The sequence below is a fragment of the Rhodococcus sp. NPDC060090 genome (assembly GCF_042729855.1).
Taxonomy (GTDB): domain Bacteria; phylum Actinomycetota; class Actinomycetes; order Mycobacteriales; family Mycobacteriaceae; genus Rhodococcus.
The window spans coordinates 30,448-55,481 of record NZ_JBHWXB010000011.1; the positions used below are offsets into that span (position 1 = coordinate 30,448).

Below are 25,034 nucleotides of genomic sequence, written 5' to 3' on the forward strand. Positions count from 1 at the left end.
CCCCCTCATGGGTGACCGGATCCGCTCCCGAAAGGAACCTTCCGTGTTCAGCCGCCCCGCACACCTTCGGCGCCGCTCCATGCTCGGAGCAATCGCCCTGTCCTTCGCCGGTGTCCTCGCCGTTGCGGGATGTACCTCGGCGGTCGACCAGGCCGCGGCGGAGGCCGGCAGCGCGGAGGTCACCGAGGGTGGTGTGCTGCGGATCGGCGACGCCGGCGACCTGACCCCGGCATCGCTCTACTCGGGAGCCATGGCGCAGGCGACCCTCACCGGTTTGGTGTACGACACCCTGATCAGCTATCCCCCCGAAGGATTGGAACCGGAACCCGCGCTGGCGCAGTCGTGGGAGATCTCGCCCGACGGCAGGTCGGTGACTCTCGCGCTGCGACCCGACGTGACCTTCCACGACGGGAGGCCTTTCACCTCCGAGGACGTCGAGTTCAGTCTTCGCACGTACGCGGACCCCATGCGCGCCGGTCAGCTCGCAAGTACTGCTGCCCTGATCACCGAATACGACACCTCCGACCCGCACGCCCTCGCCCTGACGCTCTCGCAGCCGGCGAGCAACATCCTCGATCTGCTCGACATCGTGCCGATCATCGACGAGAACTCCATGACCGACTTCGACGCGGGTTCCGGATACACCGGCACCGGAGCGTTCCGCTTCGTGGAGTGGAAACCTGGTACGTCGATGACATTCGAAGCCAACGAGGACTACTGGGACGGCGCGCCTCACCTCGACGGCGTCGAATACCTCGTCATTCCCGACGCCCAGACCCGAGTCTCCCAACTGCGCTCCGGGCAGCTCGACCTTCTGCTCGCGATAGCTCCACGCGATGCCGAACAGCTGAAGAGTGACACCCGCTACCGGCTGGTCGACCAGGTAGGCGTGGAACGTAACTGGTACATCGGCGCTAATGTCCAGGCACCCGGGATCAGCGACGTCCGGGTTCGTCAGGCCATCGCCTACGCGGTGGACAACGATCGCATCCTCGCCGACGCCTACCAGGGATACGGGACCGTCGGCAGTCTGCCCTGGCCGGACTACTCCCCCGCATACGACGCAGACCTCAACGACACCTACGCCCAGGACGTCGACAAGGCCAAGGCGCTGGTTGCGGAAGTCGGCGCCATCCCGGTCATCCCGATCACCTACACGACGGGCGCGAGCGAGTCCGAGGCCGTTGCGCAGATCATCCAGGCGGACCTCGCAGCAGCCGGGATCGAGACCGAGCTCGAGCCGGTGGACCAGGCAACCAATCTCAAACACTTGATCGGCGGAACCTACGGCGGGCTCTGGATCACGGGCCACACCTACACGCAGTACACGCCCGCGACGCTGCCGACCAGCGCCTACCCGTTCAACGCGCAGAAGAACACCTCGAACTTCATCGATCCGGACTATCAGGCAGCCGTCGCGAACGCGTGGCAGATCGTCGATCCGACCAGCGCAGAGGCCGAGGCCGCATACAAGGTCCTCAACACCGAGTTGCTCGACAACGCGTTCCTCATCGAGTTGTTCGCCTCCGAGAACTGGCTCGCCATGTCAGGAAACGTCCACGGTGTCGACTGGTCGAAGAAGGCCGAGCTCGACCTCAGCGACACCTATCTGAGTGAGTGACCGAATATGCTGAATTACGCTCTGCGACGGATTCCCTCCGCGCTCATCGTCCTCGCCGTCGGATCGGTTCTGGTCTTCGCGCTGCTCCGCCTGGTTCCCGGTGATCCCGCCATGGTCCTCGCGGGACCGGACGCACCCCCGCAAGCGATCGACGCCCTACGCGCCGAACTCGGACTCACCGGATCTCCCATTGCACAGTACTTCTCGTGGATATCCGGGATCATCACGTTGGATCCAGGCAGATCACTGATCCTCGGCGGCGAGATCAGTTCACTTCTACTCGACGCACTGGGCAACACCCTCATCCTCGCAGTGTCCGCTCTGGTCCTCGCTGTTGCCGTCGCGCTGACTCTGAGCACCGTATCGGTGATCGTGGACCGCAAGTGGCTGGGCAGCATTGTGACCACTTTCGGCACTGTCGCCGTGGCCATTCCGAACTTCGTCACCGGTGCGGCCTTGGTGGTGTTCTTCGGTGTCGTGTGGGCCGTCCTACCGGCCGGTGGCACACCCCGCAGGGGGTTTCTCGACGACATCGGCATCTCGGCGCAGTACCTGATCCTGCCCGCGGTGTGCCTGGCGTTGCCGATCGCGGCCTCGCTGACGCGGTTCCTCACCGAATCGCTGCGCACCCAACTCGAGGAGCCCTACGTCACGACCGCACGGGCTCTGGGCATCTCCCGGCGGCGGATCGTGCTGACCCAGGCCCTCCCGAATGCTCTTCCTGCATCGATCACCGTCCTCGGCATCCAGATCGGCCATCTGCTCGGAGGTGCCGTGCTGGTGGAAGCGATCTTCGCGTGGCCCGGGCTCGGCCATCTCATCGAGCGCGCCATCTCGAGCCGGGACTATCCGGTGGTGCAGGTGATGCTGCTCTTCTCGGTGGCACTGTTCGTGATCATCCAGTTGGTCACCGACCTGATCAATGCGGCACTCGACCCCCGAATTCGGCTGGGAGACAAAGCATGAGCACGATGACCGTCACCGTTGACCCGATCTCCTCGGTCGGCGCGGACCGCGACAGCGCCTGGAGCGCACTTCGCCGCGGCCGCGGACTGGCCGGTCTGATCCTGGTCGGGATCGTGGTCCTGGCAGGACTGCTCGCGCCGTGGCTCGCCCCGTTCGCCCCCGACCAGCAGATCCCCGGTGCCACCCTCCAGCCGCCGGGCGGCGACCATCTCCTCGGTACGGACTCCGTCGGCCGCGACGTCCTCTCCCGCACTCTGTACGGCATCCGTATCGACCTGGCCGTCGTATTCCTCGCGGTCCCCGTGGGCGCGGCGCTCGGCTCACTACTCGGACTGGCCGCGACCCGGTACGACTGGCTCGACACGCTCGTCCAGCGCGCGTTCGATCTGATCCTCGCGTTCCCGACCATCGTGCTGGCCATCGCTCTGGCGATGGTGATCGGCCCGGGTGTATGGACGATCGCCACGGTGATCGTGCTCGCTGAGATCCCGGTATTCGGACGCCTGATGCGGACCTCGGTCCTCACGGTGCGCCAGGCACCGTACGTCGAAGCAGCACGATCCGTGGGCGCCGATGAGGGATGGATCATGCGCCGGCACATCCTCCCGAACTGCCTCGAACCGCTCACGGTGCAGCTCGCGCTCGCGATGTCTGTCGGAGTGTTCATCGAAGGTGCAATGAGCTTCCTCGGCCTCGGAATCACACCACCCACGCCGTCCCTGGGCTCGCTCATCAAGGAGGGCACCCAGAACGCCTATCACTCGCCGTTGTTCGTCGTAGGTCCGCTGGTCGTGGTGGTCGTTCTCGTCCTCGGCCTGCTCCTGATCTCCCAAGCACTGGCCGCCCGTTCGCGTCGCCGGTGACCCCCGCCGCACTCACCAGCAAGGACCTCCCCGTGACCACTCCACTGCTCACCGTCTCCGGCCTCACCATCGACTTCGGAACCGGACTCCCCGCCGTCGACAACGTCTCACTCCAGGTCGAGCGCGGCGAGGTCGTGGCGCTGGTCGGCGAATCCGGATCCGGCAAGTCCATGACCGCGCGGGCGATCCTCGGCCTCCTCCCCGAGACGGCGTCCGCAGCGGGCTCGATCCTCCTGGGCGGAAACGAAATTATCGGCGCCGACGAGAGCGACCTCGCGCGCTATCGGGGCTCCGACGTCGCCTTGATCTTCCAGGAACCGCAGAGCGCGTTGAACCCTGTGCGCCGCATCGGCTGGCAACTGCGCGAGGCCATCCGTGCACACCGGAAGGTTTCGAAGGCCGAAGCGAGAAAGCTCGCGATCTCGCTTCTCGAACAGGTCGAGATCCCCGAGCCCGCGAAGCGGATCGACCACTATCCACATCAGCTCTCCGGCGGGCAGAAACAGCGTGTCGCGATTGCGCTCGCTCTGGCGAATGATCCCGATCTGCTCGTCGCCGACGAGCCGACCACTGCGCTCGACGTCACTGTGCAAGCGGAGATCCTTGCACTGCTCGGTCGCATTCGTGAACGCACCGGCATGGGGATTCTGCTCATCACCCACAACATGGGCGTCGTCGCCCAGCATGCCGATCGCGTGGTGGTCCTGCGCAACGGGACCGTCGTCGAGACCGATACCACGCATTCACTCTTCGATGCACCCGAACATCCGTACACCCGGGCGCTGCTCGACGCGGTGCCCCGGATGCCCGAGCACGCGAGTGCGCCTGTCCCGGCGAAAGCCGAATCCGAAGTCGTCCTCGAACTCGACTCGGTGGGCGTCACCTACCCCGGGCGCCGCGGCACCGAGGCATTCCGGGCGGTCGACGCCGTCGACCTGGTCGTGCACGCCGGCGAAGTGGTCGGACTCGTCGGCGAATCCGGTTCCGGCAAGTCCACTCTCGGTCGCGTCGCGATCGGGTTGGTGCAGGCAACATCGGGGCGGGTGTCGGTCGAGGGCCATGACCTTGCCACGATCTCCGCTGCCCAGCTCCGCACATTGCGTCGCGATGTGGCGTTCGTGCAGCAGGATCCGGCAACCTCACTCGATCCCCGACTCTCCGTCGGCGCCAGCGTCCGGGAGCCGTTGGACGTGCATTCCGTCGGCACCCCGGCGGAGCGACGGAGGCGGGTTCTCGACCTGTTCGATGCTGTGCGCCTGCCTGCGGCCCTCACCGACCGTTTCCCACATCAGCTCTCCGGCGGACAGCGGCAACGTGTCGCGCTGGCCCGAGCGCTGGCTCTGGCGCCGCGGCTGCTCATCGCGGACGAGCCCACCAGTGCGCTCGACGTGTCGGTGCAAGCCGAGGTGCTCGACCTGTTCGCCGAGATCCAGCGCGAACTCGGGTTCGCGTGCTTGTTCATCAGCCACGACCTGGCTGTGGTGCACCAGGTCGCCGATCGCGTCGTGGTGTTGCAGTCGGGGTCGGTCGTCGAAACCGGACCTGTCGATACGGTCTTCACGAACCCGCGGGAGCCGTATACCCGCGCACTGATCGATGCGGTACCGGTTCCGGATCCGGCGCGACGCCGGGACGATATTGCACTGTCTGTCTGACGTCGGCTCAGCACGGCCACGCTACCCCCCACGTAGGCTCCGAGCCACTCAATCACGACCCGCCTTCCTCCACCCGGCTCGTGGCCTCCCCGCCGAATCCAATGCAAGTATTCGCGGCGCCTACGTCAGACCCCCAATTCCAGCGCCGCGCGGTCACCTTCGAAGATTGCAGCGTGGGCGCGGCGCGGGGTCACTGCATCACCCACTCGCGACACCTGGATCCCGATCTCCGACAGCGCTGTCCACAGCTCGTCGACGGGTTCCTGGTGGGTCGCCACCACCACGCCGTCGACCGTGAGCACACGGGTCTCTCCGGTGGGGTGATGTCCCAGCGACACGTCGAGCCGGTCGTCGCGAACCGTCAGGCCGGCGATCGTCACATCGGTGATCCGGTCGATGCCCTTCTCGTGTGCACGGCGCATCCAGCCGTCCATATCGAGGGTGAGACCGAGATCCTGCCCGACGATCATTCCGGGCGTGCACACCGTGACGGAGCAGCCCCGATCGACGAGTAGCTCGGCGACCGACGTCGCCTCGTGGAATCCGAGATCGTCGACGACGAGTACGCGACCGCTCGGCTCGGCGCGACCCTCCAGCACGTCGCGCACATCGACGACCTGCGGCGACGCGCCCGCCCAGGCCGGGCGGGCAGGACGCGCGCCCGTCGCCACGATCACCACCTCGGGTCGGAGTTCGTGAACCACATCGACGTCGGCCTCGACCCCCGTACGAATCTCGACACCTGCCCGCACGCATTCTGCTTCGAGGATTGTCACGATCCCGAGGAGTTCACCGCGATAGGGCGCCGTCGCCGCGCCTCGAATCTGGCCACCCACCACGGCCTCCCGCTCGCACAGGGTGACGATGTGGCCCCGACCTGCAGCTGTGGCCGCGGCCTGAAGTCCGGCCGGCCCCCCGCCCACCACGAGCACCCGGCGTCCCGGCATCCGCGGTGCGGGCAGCGGCTCCGATTCCCGGCCCGCACGCGGATTCACAGTGCAGCCGATCCACCTGCCCAGCCCGACGCGGCCGATACATTCCTGGTTGCAGCCGATGCACGGGCGCACCTCGTCGTCGCGGAAGGACAGCGTCTTGTCGGCGAAGTCCGGATCGGCGATCTGGGCCCGCACCGCGCCGACGAGGTCGCAGATACCACCGGAAAGGGCTGCACGCACCTGGTCCGGTCTGGTGAAGCGCCCGACACCCACGACGGGCAATTCCACGGAAGCGCGGATCGCGTCGGGCACGAACAGAGAATAGCCGTGCGGCGTCGCCATGGGCGCCTCGATGAGGTGCAGGGTTTCGGTCGCGACCCCCACGGAGGTGTTGAGATAGTCGACGTCGCCGCTTTCCTCGAGCATGCGCGCCACTCGCACGGCGTCGTCGATGTCGATGCCGCCGTCGACACCATCGTGCCCGCTCAGCCGCACCCCCACCACATGGCCCGGCCCGATCGCCGCCCGAACACCCGCCACCACGTCGAGCAGCAACCGTGCCCGCCCCTGCAGGTCGCCTCCGTACCGGTCGGTGCGCGAATTGGTGCCGGGAGCGAGGAAAGCTCGCAGGATCGAGGCCTGTGAACACTGGATCTCGACGCCGTCGAATCCGCCGTCGATGCATCTGCGCGCGACGTCGGAGTATCCGTCGACGAGTTCGGTGATCTCGGGTTCGCCGATCTCCATCGGCACTTCGCGGAACAGCGGGTCGGGATCGGTTCCGGGCGACCACAAGGCACGGCCGGTGTACATCGAACTGCCCTGCGCGCCGTTGTGATTGAGCTGCGCGAGGATTCGAGTGTCGTAGCGATGCACCGTGTCGGTGAGTCGCCGGTATCCGGGAAGCACCGCCGGATCCCACCCGCGGATCAGTTTCTCGTAGGGCCGGTCCGAGGGGTGCACGGTGTGCTCCTCGGTGATGATCATGGATACGCCGCCGCGCGCACGCGCCTCGTAGTAGGCGATGTGCTGGTCGGTGATCGTGCCGCCGTCCGAGAAGTTGGTCAGGTGCGCGGGGAAGATCATCCGGTTGCGCAGCGTGAAGGGGCCGATCCGCAGGGTGTCCTGCGGATCGGCCCCGCCCACGGTGCGCGACATCGGTCAGACCTTCGAGTTGCCCTGATCGAGCGCCATCTGACTACCGGTGATGGTCTTCGCGCGGTCGCTTGCGAGGAAGAGCACGGAGTCGGAGATGTCGTCGGGATCGGCGATGGGCTTCTCGGTGAGGATCGGGACGAAATTCGGTCCCCATGCGGGGTGCTTCTCGAACAACTGCAGGACGGCAACGTCGGTACCCATGGGGGTGTTCACACCGTACGGGTGGATGGAGTTGACGCGGATGTTGAACTCGCCGAGTTCCTTGGCAGCCGCTTGAGTGATGCCGACGAGCCCGAATTTTGCTGCCGCGTAGTTGATCTGACCGGGCATGGCCTTGAGCCCGGCGACCGAGCTGACGACGATGATGGACCCGCCGTTGCCCGCCTCGATCATCGCGGGTGCCGCGGCCTTGAGGGTTTTGAACACGCCCGTCAGGTTGATGTCGATGAGTTCTTCGAACTGGTCGTCGGGCATCTCCCAGAAGCGGTTCCACGTGCAGATGCCGGCGTTGGCGACCACGACGTCGAGGCGGCCGAACTGCGCCACGCCCTCGTCGACGACGGCCTTCAAGGCTGCACTGTCGCGAACGTCGCCTATCCGGGCCACGATCTTGCCGCCGGCTTCCTCGACCGCCCGGACCGTCTCGTGGAAATCGTCTTCGGTCGCCTGCCCGTAGGTGGCGTATTCCGTGACCGGTTTCGCGACGTCGATTCCGATGATCGATGCGCCTTCGCGTGCGAACCGCAGGGCGTGGTTGCGGCCCTGCCCCCGTGCGATACCGGTGATGAAGACGACCTTGCCGTCGAATTCGCCCATTGCAGCCGTTCCCTTCGATCGTCGAGTAGAACCTGTTTCAGTTTTCTCAGATTACAGCTCGCGTGCCAGCGCGTGCCCTTCGTCGACCGCTGAGCGGACACTTCGCGGCGCAACACAGTCACCGATGCGGGCCACTCCTTCTCTTGCGAGTGCTGTGCCCGGACGTGGCGGCGTGCAGTCGACGACCGTCGCGCCCACCACCAGGGTGGACTCGCCCGTGAGGCGATCCTCGAGATGAACACCTCCACCGTCGACTGCGCACACCGTGACACCGAGGTGCCGGGTGATACCTGCCTGCGTGATCCGAGCGTTTGCCGCGACGAGATCGCCGGTAGGCGCCAGCCGCGACCCGGCGATCGGGTCGACGGTCGCATAGTGCACTTCCGCGCCGCTCTCGGCGAGATGCTCGGCCACCGCGACGGCGACCGGCCCTCCCACCGGATCCCACACGACGATCCGGCCCGACAGCCGGTCGGGGTGGGTCAGCGCCTCGACGGCAGTGACATACCGATTCCCGTCGACGACAGGAAACGTGGGGGGCCGGGGTTCGCCGCCGGTTGCCAGTACCACCGCGACGCCGCCTGCGACTGCCGACTCGATGTCGGTGCCGAGGGTCTCGGTGCCGGTCCGAATGTCGACTTCGAGTGCACGGCAACGCCTCTCGAGCCAGGTCGTGAGTGCGGCGAAATCGGCACGCCCCCGCCCGGCGGAGATGACGAGTGCCAGGCCCCCGATATCCTCGTCGCGTTCGGTCATCACGACGCGGTGTCCCCGTTCGGCGAGCACGCGCGCAGCCTCGAGACCCGCCGGTCCCCCACCCACGACCAGCACGTCGCGGGCGACGCTTGCAGGCCGAACCGGCGGTTGTGTCTCTCGGCCCGCCTCTGCGTTTCCGATGCACCCGACGGTCGGGTTGCGGAAATCCCGGACGAGACATGCCTGGTTGCAGCGCACACACGGCCTGGGCGCTCGCCCGGTGCGGATCGAGCGCACGAGGTCGGGATCGGCGATCTGGGCGCGCGTCATCTCGACCATGTCGCAGATCCCGTCGAGCGCGCGCGCCGCATGAGCGGGGTCGACGACACTGCCCTGCAGAACCACCGGCACCGCGCCGTCGACGGCGTCACGAATCCCGCGACACAGATCGTCATTGAAGCCTTCGGGGGTGTGGGCGTCGGGCCGATAGGTCTCGGGCGTGAACAGGCCTCCGCGTACGACGGTGAGCAGGTCGAGGAGTGGGGCGAGGTCGCGTGCCCATGCCGCCGCAGTGTCCGGAACGATGCCCGCCCAGGGAGCGTTCTCGTCGCACGACAGGCGCAGGGCTACTATCCGGGTCGGCCCCAGTTCGTCGCGCACGGCTGTGAGCACCTCGCGGAGGAGTCGCAGCCTGTCGGCACCGTAGGAGTCCTCACGGCGGTTGGTGAGCCCCGACAGGAACTGACGTAACAATGCGGTCGGCCCGGCATCGAGTTCGACGCCGTCGACATCCGCAGCCGCAGCGATCGCCGCGGCACGCCGGTAGCCCTCGATGACCGAATCGACGTCGGTGGTGGACATTTCGGCCGGGAGTTCTCGGGTCGCCGGATCGGGAACTCGGGACGGCGCCCACAACGCCGACTGTGTCCATGCGCTCGAGCCCTGCAGTCCGCAATGCCCGAGGCCGGCGAGGACAAGGGTTCCATGCGGTCGGCACGCAGCGACGATCCGAGCCCATCCCTCGCCGTTGACCTCCGCCAGGGGAGCACGTTCGTATGGGTGATCGAGCCCGTGCACCGACGCGACCTCGGTGACGACGACACCTGCCCCACCCCGTGCCCGCCGCTCGTAGTATGCGACGTGCCGGGGCGAGAACCTCCGCCCCTCACCGAGATTCGTCTCGTGCGGACCGAAGATCACCCTCGCCGGAGCGGTGCATCCGGCGAGGGTGATCGGATCGGTGAGCGCACGGCTCATCTGCATCTGCCCGAGGTTCGTCTCAGATACCGAGATCCCGACGGAAGCCTGCGGGCACGAACACATCGTCGGGGGTGAGCTCGTGGATCGAGTTCTTTCCGAGTCCCATCAGGGCCGAACCGATTCCGCCACCGAGAATGTCGAGGACGTTCTCCACACCCGCCTGTCCGTTCGCGGCGAGACCCCACAGGTAGGCGCGTCCGATGAGAACGCCCTTGGCGCCCAGCGCGAGCGCCTTGACGACGTCGCTGCCGCGGCGGATACCGCCGTCGAGCAAAACTTCGACGTCCTTGCCCACGGCCTCGGCGATGGCAGGCAACGCACGGATCGGTGCGGGGGTGCCGTCGAGGTTGTTGCCGCCGTGGTTCGACACCGAGATCGCGGTGACTCCGGCATCGACCGCGCGCTTGGCGTCGTCGACGCGCATGACACCCTTGAGCACGAACGGACCGTCACCCCACTGCTCACGCAGCCACGCAACGTCTTCCCACGTAGGCAGCGGAGTGGACATCCATTCGCCGTACGCACCGAAGAACGTCGGCGCCTCTCCGCCGGGGAGGGTGAGGTTGGGTGTGGTCAGGTCGGGGACACCGCCCGTCTTGGCCCACTCGAGCAGCCACTTGGGGCGCAGGACGCCCTCCGGCCCGAACTTGACCATCGCGCCGAGGTTCATCTTCTCGGGGATGGCGGGGCTGCCCCAGTCGCGGCCGTTGGAGAACGACCAATCCAGGGTCATGATCAGGCCCTTGGCACCGGCGGCACGCGCACGTTCCATACGCTGGACGAGCACCTCGCGGCTGCCCACCCAGTACATCTGGAAGAACGTCTTGTCGTTGGCTGCCGCGACGTCCTCGATGGATTTGCTCGCGAACGAGCTCAACCCCATCGCGACGCCTCGGGCGGCTGCGGCTCGCGCCACCGCGACTTCTCCGTCGGGATGCACCGCCTGCACACCGGTCGGAGAGATCATCACCGGCATCGAGACGTCCTGCCCCAGAAGACGGGTGCCCATCTCACGCTTGTCGGACAGCCCGGCAACGTGCGGGGCGAACCCGAGCTGGCGGAACGCGGCCGTGTTGTCGTCCACCGTGAGCCCTGCTTCCGACCCGGCAACCAGCGCGCCGTAGACGGACTTGGGCAGTTTCTTGCGCGCGCGTTCCTGCGCGATCGCGACCGTTTCGAACCAGGGGTCCTGGGCCCACGGGTTCTTCAGCCAGGAAGGCTTGGCCATCTGAAGTGGTCTCCTCGGGATCTACAGGCCTGCGAGCGGATTCTCGTCGCAGAACTTGGCGGGGGGTTTGGTGAGCAAGGTCAGAGGCACCGGCGCCGCCGGAGTACGACGCTCGGCACGCTTACCGGTGCGCGAATGGTCGACACTCGATTGCGGCACCGTACGTTCGCCCTCGAGCGCCGACTGTCCGTATCCCTGAACACATTCGGGGTCCGGACCGTCCATCGGCAGACCGGTGAAGAACTTCGCGGCCATGCAGCCGCCGCGGCACGAATCGTAGAAGTTGCACGACGCGCACGCACCGGCCGACTGCGGTTCACGCAGCGAGCGGAACAGCTCGGATGTCTTCCACACCTGCGAGAAACCACCGTCGGTGAGGATGTTGCCTGCCAGGAAGTTGTCGTGGATCGCAAACGGGCATGCGTACACGTCACCGATCGGATCGATCAGGCACACCACACGCCCCGCGCCACACAGGTTAAGCCCCGGCAGTCCGCCCCCTCCGTCGGAGCCGCCGAAGGCGGACAGGTGGAAGAACGAGTCGCCGGTCAGCACCCCTTCGCCGTGCGCGACGAGCCAGTCGTAGAGCTGGCGCTGCTGCTCGTGGGTGGGATGGAGGTCGTCCCACACGTCCACGGCACGGCCGGACGGACGCAGACGCGTGATGCGCAGCGTCGCGCCGTACTTGTCGGCGAGGGCCTTGAACTCGTCGAGCTGATCGACGTTCTGGCGAGTGACGACGACGGAGATCTTCGCGTCGCGGAAGCCGGCCTCGGACAGGTTCTCGAGTGCACGCACGGCCATCGCGAACGAACCCGGGCCGCGCACCGCGTCGTTGACCTCCGCGGTCGCGCCGTCGAGGGAGATCTGCACGTCGACGTAGTCGGAGGCAGCGAGTCGCGCGGCGACCTTCTTGTCGATGCGCACACCGTTGGTGGAGAACTTCACGCCGACCTGGTGCTCGGTGGCGTAGTCGACGAGCTCCCAGAAATCGGAGCGCACGGTGGGCTCGCCACCGCCGATGTTGACGTAGAACACCTGCATGCGCTGGAGTTCGTCGATGATCGACTTGCACTGTTCGGTACTCAGTTCGCGCGGGTCGCGCTTGCCGGACGACGACAGGCAGTGCACGCACGACAGGTTGCAGGCGTAGGTCAGCTCCCACGTCAGGCAGATCGGGGCGTCGAGGCCCTTCTCGAACTGGTCGACGAGGCGACCCACTTTCGGGGGTGCGGTGGTGACGGGGGGCTCGAGCAGAGACGTCATGGCGGATCCTTGCTTGGGTCGGAAACGTCAGGCGGGAACGATCATGTGCGAGGTGGCCAGCGTGCTGAGGGCACGCACATAGGGCCGCTCGGCGCTGTCGTCGATCCCGTGGGCGCGCAACGCCTCTCGCACCGACTCGTGCTCGTCGAGCGATTTGACGACCTCGACGATGACGGTGTTCTTCAGGAACGACAGTTTGCGGGTGCCGAAGTGGTAGAGCAACGCCCCGAAAGGTTCGGGGCGAAGCGCTACCTGCGGGTGGAGCCGCCAGGTGGCACCCGGGTCGAACGTTTCGGTACTCATTTTTTCGGGGGACACGTCGGTGGCTCCGGGCGCGGTCATGTCAGTACACGCCGCACATACCGTCGATGGACACCTCTTCGACGAGGGACTCCTCGATCAGATCGGATTCGATCACGGCGTTGTCACGATCGGACATGCTTCCTCCTCTGTTTCTCAGCACTTCTTCACTCCGGGCCTGGAGCTCGGTGTCACACTGCACTTGCACTGTGACCCGGTTAACCACTCTAATGGCATTGAGTGCAGAATGTCACGCAGGGAGGGGAACCAGGATGCGAAGCCGACGAAAACCGTCCGCTCGGGTAGGACGACGCCCGTCCACCACGAAGGAAGGCCTCTCCGCGATCGGCATCGAACTGTTCCAGAAGGCCGGATTCGACGAGACCAGCGTCGACGACATCGCCGAGGAGGCCGGCATCGCGCGCCGCACCTTCTTCCGGTACTTCCCTTCGAAAAATGCCCTGGCATGGGGCGACTTCGATGCGCACCTCGATCACATGCGCGACCTCCTCGCGGCGATCCCCGATGACGTCCCGCTCGCCGAAGCACTCACCACCGCGATACTCGACTTCAACACCTTCCCCGACTCGGAAGCCGATCGACATCGCGCGCGGATGGGCCTGATCCTGCGCACGCCGGCACTCCAGGGGTACTCGTCGGTGATGTACGACGGGTGGCGACGCGTCGTCGCCGAGTTCACCGCGCGTCGCACCGGCGAATCTCCGGACGACCACATGCCCCGCACCCACGGATACCTGCTGCTCGGCGTGGCCCTCGCCGCGTACGAGGAGTGGCTCGACAACCCCACGGCCGATCTCCGAGAGCTTCTCGATACCGGAATGCAGCCCCTCACAGCAGGTCTCGACTACAGTAGTCCCGCCATCGCTGATCCCACCGTCGCTCCGCACTCCACCGAGGTTGGCCTGCCATGACCGTGCTCGATTCCCTCGCCCCCTGCCCTCCCGGCCGCTGGACACACGACCACGTCACGGTCGAGCACGTTCCGTCCGGCGATCTCACCCTTCATCGCGGTAACGACCGGTTGCATGTGACGCACTCGCTCACCGCCGACCAACTCAGCGAACGGCTCGTCGCCGGTGTCACCGCGTCGGTGCAGGACGCTGCATTCGGGCAGGAGGAGTTCGAGCTGACCATGGTGGGGCTCGTCCGCTCCACGGTTCCCGGAGCGCTCGACGCGTGGGTCACCTACTATCGCAACTCGCTGAACGAACTCCTGGATGGCACAGCAGAGTTCGCACCGATCCACGACAAGGCCGAAGAACTCGTCAGGGGCGACGTGCTCGACCTCGGGTCGTGCTTCGGATTCCTTCCCCTCCGACTGGCACGCGCGGGTACGCACGTGACGGCCACCGACATCCTCCCCGGCACCATGCGGCTGCTCGACGCCGTGGCGCCCGAACTCGGAATCGAACTCGACACGATCGTGTGCGACGCCGCGCACGTACCCGTCCCCGACAACAGCGCCGACACCGTCACCGCCGTCCATCTCCTCGAACATGTCGATGCCGAGATCGGCGACGCCGTACTGCACGAGGCACTGAGGATCGCCCGCGACCGCGTCGTGATTGCCGTGCCGTTCGAGGACGAGGCCACCGCGTGCCATGGGCACATCCGGACGTTCGACCTCGACGCGCTGCATGCCCTGGGTCGGAGCACCGGACTATCCTACGAAGCGTTCGAGCACCACGGTGGCTGGCTGGTGATCGACGCACGCTGAAGTTTCCTCCCGCGCTTCTGTCAGATCAGGCCCTGCTTGCTCGCCGCATACACCGCCTCGGCGCGGCGGCTCACCCCGAGCTTGCGCATGATGTTACTGACGTGGAACTTCACAGTGGTCGCCGAGATGAACAGCTGCTCACCGATCTTCACGTTCGAGAGGCCACCCGCAAGCAGCCGGAGGACCTCGAGTTCGCGCCCGGTGAGTTGTTCGGCCGAGACACCCTGCCCGTTGAGGGACCGCACCACGGCCGCCGCACTGCGCGAATCGAAGGCGCTCTCCCCACTCGACACCGCGCGAATGGCGCGGACCAGTTCGGTGGTGTCGACATCCTTGACGACATAGCCGCGCGCACCGGCATGCACGGCGCGGACGACGATCTGCTCGTCGAGGAATGTGGTGAGCACCAGCAAGCCGATACCCGGGTGAGACGCGGACAGTCGTCCGCACAGCGCAAGGCCTTCGAAGTCGGAGCCCGCCGAGAGTTTCAGGTCGAGCAGGACGATGTCCGGGCGCATCCGTTCGACGAGCGCGACCGCCTCCACATCGGTCGATGCCTCGCCCACCACTTCGAGATCGGGCTCTCGATCGAGGATCGAGCGCAGCCCTTGACGGAGGATCGCGTGGTCGTCGACGAGTGCGATCCGGATCGTTGCAGAGGGCGCACGCGGCGATTGCTGTTGCGGCACAGTCATGACGCTTCTCCCGTCGTGGCCGGCGCAGCCGAGTGCTGCACCGGAATTCGGACGGCGACGCGAACCCCGCCGATCCTGGCTCGGCGTACCTCGAGAGTGCCGCCGAGTTCGTGTGCGCGGGCCTTCATGTTGGCCAACCCGCGATGGTGGCCGTCGAGATCGTTGCCCGCCGCCAGTTTCAACATCAGCCGCATGCGCGCGGGGTCACCGTCACCGTCGTCGGCGACGGACAACAGCACCGACTCGGGACTGTAGGTCAGGCGCAGGATCGCGCGGGTCGCGTTGGCGTGCACGGCGGTATTGAACAGGGCTTCGCCCGCGATCCGGAGGAGAGAGTGCTCGGCATCGCCGGACAGTTCGACCGGGGTGCCACCCACCCGTACCGCGATGTCCAGTTCGGCAGGCGTGTGCGCGACCCGCAGTTGCTCGAGCATCTCGGGGAGCGACGAGCGGTCGGCGTCGGAGGTGCGGTTGAGTGCGTAGATGGCGGACCGGAGTTGTTCGACGGCGCGGCGGGTCAGCTCCTTGGCCAGATCGAGCCGCTCGCTACGTTCCTCTGCGGGAATCTCACTGCGGCACACCTCTATCTGCATGCCTGCCGACAACACGGCCTGGGCGACGCTGTCGTGGAGTTCACGCGCGATACGGTGCCGTTCCTCGTCGAGCGCCTGATGTCGATGCGCGGCACCGAGTCTGCGTTGGGTGAGCGCCAGTTCACGCAGTGTCGCCTCGGTTTCTTCGTTGCGCGCCTGCAGATCTGCCGCGAACCGATTGGCCTCCTGGTATGCCTGCTCGGCGCGATGCAGGAGCAATTGTCCTCGCTGATACAGCGCCGAGTTCTGGAGCGCGACCGCGGTCTGGCTCGCCAGGATCGACAGCACCGCCCGATCCGTGCTGTCGAGGACGCGGTGCTCGGGTGTCCACGCCGCGATCGCTCCGGCCACTCCCCCGTCCAGAACGATCGGCACGAATGCACGGTGCGGCGCAATCTCGGCGGACTGTCCGATCGATCCGCGGCGGATGTCCTCGAGGACGGAGACCACTTCGCCGGGAAGCGGCGGTCCTTCGACGTCGTCGACGAGGAACGGGGTGGCGTCGGGCCCGAGCACGAGTCTGCGCGGACCCGCATCGGGCAGGGTGCCGTCGGTGAGGGCGAACGCCACCCAGCGTGCACTCAAGTGTGCGCGTGCGGCCTCGGCTACCGCGCAGATCAGGGTTTCGGGTCCCTCGACGGTGCGAACCAGTGCGCGGGAGATCAGTTCGAGCGCATATACGACACGTTCGAGACGTTCTGCTGCACCACGGTATTGGGGATAGAACGTCGGTTTGCCCGACCGCAGGCCGGTGAGCGCCGAGAGGTCCGGTGCGCTCACAGTGCCGTCCTGAACAGTTCGACCATCTGCTCATGTGTCGCGGTGCGCGGATTGGTGGACATGCAGGCGTCGCGGAGTGCGCCTTCGGCGAGCCGCGCGAGGTCGCCTTCGGTGACTCCGAGTTGCCGCAGGCCTCGCGGCACGCCCACCTCTCGGGCGAGGTCGTCGATGCGGGCGGCCACCGCGTCGACCGCGTCGGCGGCGGGGCCGCGTGACTCCTCGAGTCCGAGTGTCGCGGCGATGGTGACGTACGGGGCAGGGTCGGACGCGCCGTTGAAGCGGATGACATGCGGAAGCAGCACCCCATTGATGACGCCGTGCGGCTGGTCGAGGAGACCACCGACCTGGTGGCTCATCGCGTGTGTGGCGCCCAGGATCGCGTTGGTGAAGGCCAGTCCGGCCTCCAGGCTCGCCTGCGCCATGACTGCTCGCGCCTCCATGTGGAGTGGGTCGTCGATGGTGCGGACCAGCGTGTCGGTGACCATATCGATCGCTCGCAGAGCGTGGTGGTCGGTGAGCGGGTTGTGCGCGAGGGAGACGAATGCCTCGATGCCGTGTGTCAGTGCGTCGAGTCCGGTTGCTGCGTTGAGGTCGTCGGGCATGGTGGTGAGCAGGCGCGGGTCGATCACCGTGAGATCAGGTACCAGGGACCGCCCGATGATGGTGATCTTGCTGCCGCGTGCGGTGTCGGTGACGACGCAGAACTGAGACACATCGGCGCCGGTACCGGACGTCGACGGCACCATCACCATCGGCGGAATGGGAATGCTCGCGCGGTCGACTCCCTCGTAATCGAGGATGCTGCCACCATTCGCGGCGAGGATCGCGATACCCTTCGCAGCGTCGATCACCGAACCGCCGCCGAGCGCGACGAGCACATCGCAGCCGGCCGCGCGGTACACCTCGTGACCGGCCGCGACCTCGTAGTCCTTGGGGTTGGGTGTCAGGTCCGACCAGACGGTGGGACTCAAACCGCGGTCGAGGAGGTGGCGGCGCATTTCGTCGGCCCACCCGGCCGCCTCCAGTCCAGGATCGGTGACGAGCATGGGCCGGACCCCGCCGAGTCGCGCGGTCGCATGGGCCGCCTCGACCAGCGACCCTTCCCCGAAGACGATCTCCGGGGCATGGAACTTCACGACCCCAGGACGGCTCCCCGCATCGTGGTGGTGGCGCGACCCCGCATACCCGGGCTCCGGAATGACGACGGCCACTGCTCACTCCTGACGGTCGGCGCATGTGTGTGATCCAGCTTACGTGCGCCTCCCCACCCTAGGCTGCCGCGGGCAGGCGCACACCGGGCCGGCGGAGGGGTCATGAACTACCCGATCGGGTAGGTGGTTCTCACTGCCCGGTGTCGCCCATGACGGCTCCTTCGCGGCGCGGGTCGGCGCCGCCGATCCATCCGTCGCCGTCACGCTGCAGTGCGCTGAGTCCACTGGACTGCGGCGCGACGGACACCTCATGCCCCATCTCACGGAGTTGCATGACGAGCCGGTCGTGGGTTCCGTCGTCGGACGCGTCGACTGCCGGATGCTCGCCCCCCACTCCGGTGACCGGGGTGTTCGCGGCACCGAACGACACGGCCGACACGGCCTGCTGCGGGTCGAGCCCCCAGTCGAACGAGTTGACCAGGGTTTTGACGACGAACTGGATGATCACCGAGCCGCCCGGGGATCCGACGACCATCTGCAGATCGCCGCGTTCACCCTCGGGGGTGCGGTCGAACACGAGCGTCGGGGCCATCGAACTGCGCGGCCGCTTGCCGGGTTCGACCCGGTTGGCGACGGGCAGACCCTCTTCGTCGACGGGTTCGGCGGAGAAGTCGGTGAGCTGATTATTCAGAAGAAATCCCTCACTCATGTGGAACGAGCCGAACGCCGACTCGATCGTCGTCGTCATCGACGCGACGTTGCCGTAGCTGTCGGCAACCGAGATGTGGCTGGTTCCGTGTTCCGGGCTCGGCGCGGGGACACCGAGTGGAACCGGGCCGAAATCGCCGGGCTGCGCTTCGCCCATGCTCTTGCCCGGATCGATCAGGCCTGCGCGCTCGGCGAGGTAGTCGGGGTCGACGAGGGTATCGAGCGAACCTCCGGGCAGCGGGACGAAATCGGAGTCGGCGACGTACTTGTCGCGGTCTGCGTAGGCGAGCCGTTCGGCTTCCGAGATCAAATGCACGGCATCGGCATTCGGCACACCCCCATCGGCGTCGATGTCGCTGGGCGGCAACGCTGCAAGGTCGAAGTTCTCGAGGATGCCGAGGGTCGCGGCCACGGTCACGCCGCCGGACGACGGGTTCGGCATGCCGCAGATCTCGTAGTCGCGATACGGGGTGCACAGGGGTGTACGCACTTTCGCTTCATATCCTGCGAGATCGTCGAGCGTCATCGTGCCGGGTGTGCGCCCACCGGAGTCGGTCGCGGTGGCGTCGACGACGGCCTGGGCGATGCTACCGGTGTAGAACGCGTCGGGTCCGTCGGTGGCGATCGCCCCGAGGGTTTTGGCCATCGCGGGATTGGTCAACGTCTCCCCGGCGGGTTTCGGGCTGCCGTCCGGCTGCAGGAAGTACGCACGGGAGTTGTCGTCGACAGCGAGTTGCGCCGCGGCATCGGCGATCGAGTCGGCCATCCGGTCGCTGATCACGACGCCCTGATCGGCGAGTTCGATTGCGGGGTCGAACAGCCCGGCCCACTCTGCCGAGCCGTGTTCGCCATGCACCATCTCGAGCATGCGCAGTACGCCCGGAACCCCGATCGACCGGCCGCTTGCGCGCGCGTCGGGTGTCGGTTCGGTGCGGTCGGTGTCGCTGATCCAGCGCAGGTAGTTCTCGGTCGCGGACATCGGAGCCGTCTCACGACCGTCGTATGCCTGGACCTCGCCGGATTCGGCGTCGTAGTACATCAGGAATGCGCCGCCGCCGATGCCGGACGATTGGGGTTCGACGAGCCCGAGCACCATCTGTGCGGCCACCAGTGCGTCGGCCGCGGTGCCGCCGTCCCGGAGAACCTCGCACGCTGCTTCGGTCGAGATCGGATTCGCCGTCGACACCGCGAACGAACCGGTGGTAACCGCGGTCATGCCCGTGCGATAGCCGGTAGCGATCTCGGGATTGGTCGAGATGTCGCGTTCACCCGTCTCCGGCGACGGTGGTGCGCCCGTGAGCGGCGTGCCGTTGGGCCCCGCGGTACAGGTAGCGGCGGCCTCCTGCGCGCCTCCGCTTCCGCTGTCGTCGGCTCCCGATGCGCACGCGCCGACAAGCGCGAGCGACACCGCTGCTGCAGCAGTGACCCTGATTCCTGACCGAATTCTCGCCCCCGAGATCATTCCCCGACGGTAACCGGGCAGCGGCGGATCCGTCCGGCATTCACACTTCCCGGCCTTGACAGATCCGCGCGTACGAGTCCATCCTTTATTCAACCAGATGGTTGATAAACCTGAAGGTTGAGGAAGGCAGGAAACCATGAACGAGGACGACGACCTGCTCGATCGGGCATTCACCGCCCTGGCCGATCCCGTCCGCCGCCGCATCGTCGCCCAGCTCAGCCGGGGCCCTGCCACCGTGACAGAACTCGCGGAACCCTTCGCGATCACCACACAAGCGATCTCGAAGCACATTCGGATGCTCGAGCACGCCGGGCTCGTCACGCGCACACGCGACGCCCAGCGGCGTCCCGTCCATCTGAATCCCGCACGGCTGGAGATGCTGACCGCCTGGATCGACCGCTACCGGTTGGTCAAGGAACAGCAGTTCCGCGATCTCGACGCCGTGCTGGCCGGGGAATCGGCCGACCCGACACCATAGAGGGTTCCCGAGGAACCCCCTGGGAAAGGTTCGTCATGAGCAACGCCCTGAACGTCACCGTCCCCGACGGCGTCCCCTTTATCGACTACGAACGCGAATTCGACTTTCCTGTCGCCGACGTGTTCCGTGCCCACAAAGACCCCGATCTCATCGCGCAGTGGCTCGGCCCGCGCGGGATGGAGATGACGATCGACCACTACGATTTCCGCACCGGTGGCAGCTACCGGTACACCCACACCGACAACGATGGCTCCTACACGTTCACGGGAGTCTTCCACACCGTACGTGAGAACGAATTCGCCGTTCAGACATTCGAATTCGACGGCTTCGCCGATGTGGTGAGCATCGAATTCCTCACCTTCACCGATCTCGGCGGTGGGCGCTGCACGCTCAGCGGCCACGCTGTGTACCCGAGCATGGAAGCACGCGACGGGATGGCATCGACCGGCATGGAGACCGGCATGAGCCAGGGCTACGACCAGCTCGAAAAAGTACTGGCACGCGTGTCGGCGTCGTGAACAGCTGAGCTCGGCCACGCACCGATCACCGAAGTGCGTGGCCGAGTTCCGCTGCGCGCGAGAGTAATTGTGCCCCGTCATGCGCAACGACGACGTGATCGCACACATCCGCGTAGTCGGGCATCGCGCACGTCGCCTGGGACCAGTACCGCTCAGGCTCGGGCGTGATCCACGCCAGACGGTGAACCCGTCGCCGCAGCTCTTCGAGCTGATCGACCCGCGCCGGCAACCCGTTGCACCGCCCGTCCCCCACGACCAGAACCGAGGTTCGGTTGTCGATCGAGCCCGCGTGTTCGGCGAGCAGTTCGTCGAACGTCCTGCCGTAATCGCTGCTTGCCTCGAGATCCACGCCGGGGTGCGCAAGCACCGCAGCCAGCGCACCGTCTCCGTCGGCAGCGAGCAACTGCTGCGTCACGTCCACCGGGCGATCCACGAACGCGACCACCCGACAGCGATGCGCGCGACCGTGCATCGCCTGCGCGAGGCGCAGCGTGAACGCGGTGATCGGACGGACCGACAGCGACACGTCGGCGAGCACGAGCAGCCGCACGCGATCCGGGCGTGGCGCACGGACAACGAGGTGGAACGGCACTCCGTCGGTGCGCATTCCGGCGCGAGCGGTACGGCGCATGTCGAGTCTGCCACGGGCCAGTTCGCGGGGACGAGGCCGCGCGGGACCACGCATCCGCCGCAACACCTCATGACACGCGAGTTCGATCTCGGCCCGGTCGATGCCTGCGGGATCGCGCGCCTCCGGTGCGTCGAAGCCGTCTTCGCCCGGCAACGCCGCCCCGGCGAGGGACGCCACGAACGCCTCGACCGCGTCGACGAGTCGGCTCAGCTGGGCCTCCGTGAGTGGCTCGTCGGACGACTCGCCCCCGTAGCTGCGGTGCGGGTCGTAGGCGTCGAGCCACGCCAGGATCGACGCCGGGTCATCCCACGACAGCGAACCCGCCACGACGGCGCCCGGATCCGCGGACAGCTCACCGACCGTGGCGGTCCCGGCACGGTCGACCGAGACCGTGTAGGTGACGCCGCGCCTGCCCGAGTCGGAGCCGGTGTCCACGGACAACTCGGCATCCGACGATGTCATCGACACATCGTCGTCGTCCTTGTGCGGGTTGAATCCCTTCTCTGCATCCGGAGTGTCGAAGTGATCGCCCACCTCTGCGGCACGTTCGTTGTATTCGGCGTACCGAGCCAGGCTCGGGTCGTCGTCGAGGTCGAGCGCCGTGGGCAGCGTGTCGGCGAACACCGCGCGGGGCTCGTCGCGGCCGGGTTCGTGCGTCGCGGCATCGACGGCCCCGAACAGGATGTCGAAGGCACGTTCGAACCCCAAACGCTCGTGTGGGTACTTCGCGCACACCGCGCGCAGGCATGCACGCAGTGTGTCGCGGTCGCGACCACCGACGAAACCGAGGACCCGACGGATCTCGATGGTCTCCGCGGGTGATGCGGCCACCCCGTGTCGCCGCAACAGCAGAGCGAACACCGCGGACACCACATCCAGCGCCAGGCTCGGATTGCCGGTCGTGCCGTGTGCGTCGACACCGACGGTCATCGAGTGCACGGCCGGCTCACCTCCGCGCGCGGACACCGGCACTGCCGCCGCGTCCCCTGAACACCGACGTCGTGGTGTCGGCCGGACGCGACGCAACGGTGACCCGTTCCGCGGGGCTGTCGTTCGAGTCCACCGTGGTCGCCTGGCCGGGTCCGTCCAGTCGACTCTTGGCAAGTTCGACGTCGCCGGTGTACTTGAGCAGCGTCGAGAGCAGGATGTCGCGCATGCCGTCCCATGAGCCCGGACTCGACTCCGCCTCGTGTCCCGTGGCTTTCAACACCGTCGCGGCGCGGGCCGCGTCGATGACCTCGGCGACGGACGGACTCTTGCGCAGGGGGAACTCCCGCAGGGTGCGGGACAGTTCCACGATCCGGCCCGCCGTCTCGGCGCACACTTCGGGAGCTCGGGCGGTGACGATCTCGCGTTCCCGCTCGGGCGTCGGATATCCGACGTGATAGTGGAGGCAGCGACGCTTGAGCGCGGGCGACAATTCACGGGTGTCGTTGGAGGTGAGGATGACCCACGGAATCGAGCGTGCCGTGAATGTGCCGACCTCGGGGATGGTGACCTGCCGCTCGGCGAGCACCTCGAGCAGCAACGCCTCCATCGATTCTTCGGTACGGTCCACCTCGTCGACGAGCAGTACCACCGGCTCAGGTGAGAGCACCGCTTCGAGCAGGGGCCGCACCGACAGGAATTTCTCGGAATAGAGCCCGAAGTCCTGGTCTGCGAGGAATCGGGAGGCATCGGCGAGATCGGGATGTTCCGAGAGGATTTCGCCGACGCGGTCGCGCAGCATCTGCACGTGCAACAGCTGTTTGGCGTAGTCCCATTCGTAGAGCGCGCGGCTGTCGTCGAGTCCCTCGTAGCACTGGAGTCGCACCAGTGTGCGGCCTCCGGCCGCGGCAAGTGCCTTGGCGAGTTCGGTCTTGCCGACACCGGCCGGACCTTCGAGCAGCAGCGGTCGTTCGAGTGCGGTCGCGAGATGTACGACCGTCGCGAATTCGTCGTCGGCGATGTAGTCGTGCCGGCGAAGCGCGTCCTTCAGTTCGGCGCCGGTGGCGAACGATGTCATCGTGGAGCTCCCTGTCGCAATGCTGGAGTGTCTTCCCGGACGCGGAGTACGCCCACGCGCCCGGGAAGACAGGATCGGTCAGTACGTGCCGTTGATGCAGTGATCGACGACGGGGATCATCGACTCGACGGTGACCTCACGGGGATTACCCGGGGTGCACCAGTCGCCCTGGATGTGCTCGGAGATCGCCCGTACCGTCTTCTCGTCGCCCGGGATGGTCTCGCCGCGGCCGACGTACTTGCCGGTGTTCATCCGGTTCTTGTCGTACGAGTCGGTGCGGACCTGCCCGAAGTTGTCGGGAATCCCGACGTCCTGTGCGAGCCGGATCGCCGCCTCGACTGCGGCATCGGCAGCCTGCACGGTGGTCATGTTGCGGGTGTCGACGCCCATCGCGGTCGCAATGCGGGCGTAGTGCTCGTACCGGGACGGCAGGTTGTACTCCCACACCCGAGGAAGCGCGATGGCGTTGTTGAGGCCGTGGTGGCTGTCGAAGAACGCCGATGTCGCGTGCGAGATGGAGTGCACGATGCCGAGACCACCGGAGTTGAATGCCTGCGCTGCGATGTACTGGGCATTCATCATGCCCTCGCGCGCCTTCAGATTCCGCGGCTCGAACACGGCTTCCCGCAGATGCTTCGAGACGAGTTCGATCGAATACAGGGCGTTACCGAGCGACGGCGCGAAGTCCAGGCGCGAGACGTACGGCTCCGAACCATGAGCGAGGACGTCGAATCCGCAGTACGCCGTGAAGTGTTGCGGGCAGGTGTAGTAGAGCAGCGGATCGTCGATGGCCAGAGTGACGATCGTTGCCTCGTCGAAGCCGACCCACTTGTGTGGATGATCCATGTCGGAGGTGTCGGTGATGACGTACGCCCAGGACGTTTCCGAGCCGGTGCCTGCCGTCGTGGACACAGCGATGTGGGGCGGGTTCTCCTTGTTCGTGGACTTCGCGAAGCCCTCGAACTCGTTGATGTTGCGACCATCGTGCGCGATGACGACGCGCGCGCCCTTCGCGGCGTCGTGGCTCGAGCCGCCGCCGACGGAGATGATCGAGTCGCACTTCTCCTTCTGGTAGGTCGCTGCCGCTTCCATGACGTTGTAGTCCTTGGGGTTGGACTCGACCTTGTCGTACAGGACGACCTCGACACCCTGGTACTCGATCTTGCCGATCAGTTCCTCGATGATTCCGGAGCCACGCAGGCCGGTGGTCATCAACAGAGTGCGCTTGAACCCGAGATTCTTGGCCTCGACACCAATGATGTCGTGGGCTCCGACTCCCATGAGTGCGCGCGGGAAGGGGTGGAATTCCTTGATGGGGAAATCCCAGATCTGGTTGAGCTCGATTGCCATCGTGGTTCTCCTCGAGAATCGGGGGGCGTGATGAGCGGAGGGGTGTGATGTACGCCTCATGCCCGACCAACGATCGACCAGAGGATTCTCCGGGAGAAGCCCTGCGCGCGAAAACCGTCCGGTCGCGGCGGCAGGACTGCCCGATCGGGCAGGTGGACCGG

General features: G+C 66.6%; 22 protein-coding genes. 8 read left to right on the forward strand and 14 right to left on the reverse strand.

The window, feature by feature from the left end; genetic code table 11:
• Window positions 1-43 precede the first annotated feature (43 nt).
• The 4 genes from ACFWCF_RS16080 to ACFWCF_RS16095 are packed head-to-tail and all read left to right on the forward strand — an operon-like array spanning window position 44 to window position 5,105.
• Entirely contained in the window at window positions 44-1,621 is a 1,578-nt protein-coding gene (locus tag ACFWCF_RS16080; protein ID WP_378563141.1) for an ABC transporter substrate-binding protein, read from the forward strand.
• Window positions 1,622-1,627: 6 nt separating this feature from the next.
• Window positions 1,628-2,587: an ABC transporter permease gene (locus ACFWCF_RS16085; protein ID WP_378563144.1), complete on the forward strand. Its 960-nt coding sequence runs from the start codon at window positions 1,628-1,630 to the stop codon at window positions 2,585-2,587.
• A gap of 5 nt (window positions 2,588-2,592) precedes the next feature.
• Window positions 2,593-3,450, forward strand: a complete 858-nt coding sequence (locus ACFWCF_RS16090) for an ABC transporter permease (protein ID WP_378563147.1) — start codon at window positions 2,593-2,595, stop codon at window positions 3,448-3,450.
• A 32-nt stretch (window positions 3,451-3,482) separates the two neighbouring features.
• Window positions 3,483-5,105 carry a dipeptide ABC transporter ATP-binding protein gene (locus ACFWCF_RS16095; RefSeq protein ID WP_378563150.1) on the forward strand — a complete coding sequence of 541 codons (1,623 nt, stop codon included), beginning with the start codon at window positions 3,483-3,485 and terminating at the stop codon, window positions 5,103-5,105.
• A gap of 125 nt (window positions 5,106-5,230) precedes the next feature.
• Here the strand turns inward: ACFWCF_RS16095 and ACFWCF_RS16100 are convergent, their stop codons facing one another.
• The 7 genes from ACFWCF_RS16100 to mftA are packed head-to-tail and all read right to left on the reverse strand — an operon-like array spanning window position 5,231 to window position 12,903.
• Complete coding sequence (locus ACFWCF_RS16100) at window positions 5,231-7,198, reverse strand: mycofactocin system FadH/OYE family oxidoreductase 2 (protein ID WP_378563153.1); 1,968 nt, start codon at window positions 7,196-7,198, stop codon at window positions 5,231-5,233.
• A 3-nt stretch (window positions 7,199-7,201) separates the two neighbouring features.
• Window positions 7,202-8,014 carry a mycofactocin-coupled SDR family oxidoreductase gene (locus ACFWCF_RS16105; protein WP_378492871.1) on the reverse strand — a complete coding sequence of 271 codons (813 nt, stop codon included), beginning with the start codon at window positions 8,012-8,014 and terminating at the stop codon, window positions 7,202-7,204.
• 51 nt (window positions 8,015-8,065) lie between these two features.
• Window positions 8,066-9,967, reverse strand: coding sequence for a mycofactocin system FadH/OYE family oxidoreductase 1 (locus ACFWCF_RS16110; RefSeq protein ID WP_378563526.1), 1,902 nt, complete (start codon window positions 9,965-9,967; stop codon window positions 8,066-8,068).
• A 22-nt stretch (window positions 9,968-9,989) separates the two neighbouring features.
• Window positions 9,990-11,198, reverse strand: a complete 1,209-nt coding sequence (gene mftD, locus ACFWCF_RS16115) for a pre-mycofactocin synthase MftD (protein WP_378492872.1) — start codon at window positions 11,196-11,198, stop codon at window positions 9,990-9,992.
• 21 nt (window positions 11,199-11,219) lie between these two features.
• The gene (gene mftC / locus ACFWCF_RS16120) at window positions 11,220-12,464 is read right to left on the reverse strand and encodes a mycofactocin radical SAM maturase (RefSeq protein ID WP_378563156.1); all 1,245 of its coding nucleotides are present in this window, start codon (window positions 12,462-12,464) and stop codon (window positions 11,220-11,222) included.
• Between the two features lie 27 nt (window positions 12,465-12,491).
• Window positions 12,492-12,767 (reverse strand): mycofactocin biosynthesis chaperone MftB, encoded by a 276-nt coding sequence (mftB, locus tag ACFWCF_RS16125; protein ID WP_378563159.1) that lies wholly within the window; start codon window positions 12,765-12,767, stop codon window positions 12,492-12,494.
• 40 nt (window positions 12,768-12,807) lie between these two features.
• A complete protein-coding gene (mftA, locus tag ACFWCF_RS16130; protein ID WP_006553546.1) occupies window positions 12,808-12,903 on the reverse strand; it encodes a mycofactocin precursor MftA in 96 nt (31 codons plus the stop codon).
• Between the two features lie 133 nt (window positions 12,904-13,036).
• On the opposite strand from mftA, the gene mftR reads away from it, so the two are divergent.
• Together mftR and mftM are read left to right on the forward strand one after the other, a co-directional pair.
• Entirely contained in the window at window positions 13,037-13,696 is a 660-nt protein-coding gene (gene mftR, locus ACFWCF_RS16135) for a mycofactocin system transcriptional regulator (RefSeq protein ID WP_378563162.1), read from the forward strand.
• Window positions 13,693-14,502, forward strand: coding sequence for a mycofactocin oligosaccharide methyltransferase MftM (gene mftM, locus ACFWCF_RS16140; RefSeq protein ID WP_378563165.1), 810 nt, complete (start codon window positions 13,693-13,695; stop codon window positions 14,500-14,502). The genes mftR and mftM overlap by 4 nt, the downstream gene beginning before the upstream one ends.
• 20 nt (window positions 14,503-14,522) lie before the next feature.
• On the opposite strand, the gene ACFWCF_RS16145 is transcribed toward mftM, so the two are convergent.
• From ACFWCF_RS16145 to ggt, 4 genes are all read right to left on the reverse strand, one after another.
• Complete coding sequence (locus ACFWCF_RS16145) at window positions 14,523-15,197, reverse strand: response regulator (RefSeq protein ID WP_378563167.1); 675 nt, start codon at window positions 15,195-15,197, stop codon at window positions 14,523-14,525.
• Window positions 15,194-16,570, reverse strand: a complete 1,377-nt coding sequence (locus ACFWCF_RS16150; RefSeq protein ID WP_378563170.1) for a histidine kinase — start codon at window positions 16,568-16,570, stop codon at window positions 15,194-15,196. Before ACFWCF_RS16150 ends, ACFWCF_RS16145 begins: the two co-directional genes overlap by 4 nt.
• Entirely contained in the window at window positions 16,567-17,769 is a 1,203-nt protein-coding gene (locus tag ACFWCF_RS16155; protein WP_378563529.1) for an iron-containing alcohol dehydrogenase, read from the reverse strand. Before ACFWCF_RS16155 ends, ACFWCF_RS16150 begins: the two co-directional genes overlap by 4 nt.
• A 142-nt stretch (window positions 17,770-17,911) precedes the next feature.
• Complete coding sequence (gene ggt, locus ACFWCF_RS16160) at window positions 17,912-19,891, reverse strand: gamma-glutamyltransferase (RefSeq protein ID WP_378563172.1); 1,980 nt, start codon at window positions 19,889-19,891, stop codon at window positions 17,912-17,914.
• Between the two features lie 136 nt (window positions 19,892-20,027).
• On the opposite strand from ggt, the gene ACFWCF_RS16165 reads away from it, so the two are divergent.
• Entirely contained in the window at window positions 20,028-20,369 is a 342-nt protein-coding gene (locus ACFWCF_RS16165) for an ArsR/SmtB family transcription factor (protein WP_378492880.1), read from the forward strand.
• 35 nt (window positions 20,370-20,404) lie between these two features.
• Window positions 20,405-20,887: an SRPBCC family protein gene (locus tag ACFWCF_RS16170; RefSeq protein WP_378563175.1), complete on the forward strand. Its 483-nt coding sequence runs from the start codon at window positions 20,405-20,407 to the stop codon at window positions 20,885-20,887.
• Window positions 20,888-20,912: 25 nt separating this feature from the next.
• On the opposite strand, the gene ACFWCF_RS16175 is transcribed toward ACFWCF_RS16170, so the two are convergent.
• From ACFWCF_RS16175 to mdo, 3 genes are all read right to left on the reverse strand, one after another.
• Window positions 20,913-22,448: a VWA domain-containing protein gene (locus tag ACFWCF_RS16175; protein WP_378563532.1), complete on the reverse strand. Its 1,536-nt coding sequence runs from the start codon at window positions 22,446-22,448 to the stop codon at window positions 20,913-20,915.
• Window positions 22,449-22,464: 16 nt separating this feature from the next.
• Window positions 22,465-23,523: an AAA family ATPase gene (locus tag ACFWCF_RS16180; protein ID WP_378563177.1), complete on the reverse strand. Its 1,059-nt coding sequence runs from the start codon at window positions 23,521-23,523 to the stop codon at window positions 22,465-22,467.
• A gap of 78 nt (window positions 23,524-23,601) precedes the next feature.
• The gene (gene mdo, locus ACFWCF_RS16185) at window positions 23,602-24,873 is read right to left on the reverse strand and encodes an NDMA-dependent methanol dehydrogenase (RefSeq protein ID WP_378563180.1); all 1,272 of its coding nucleotides are present in this window, start codon (window positions 24,871-24,873) and stop codon (window positions 23,602-23,604) included.
• Window positions 24,874-25,034 lie beyond the last annotated feature (161 nt).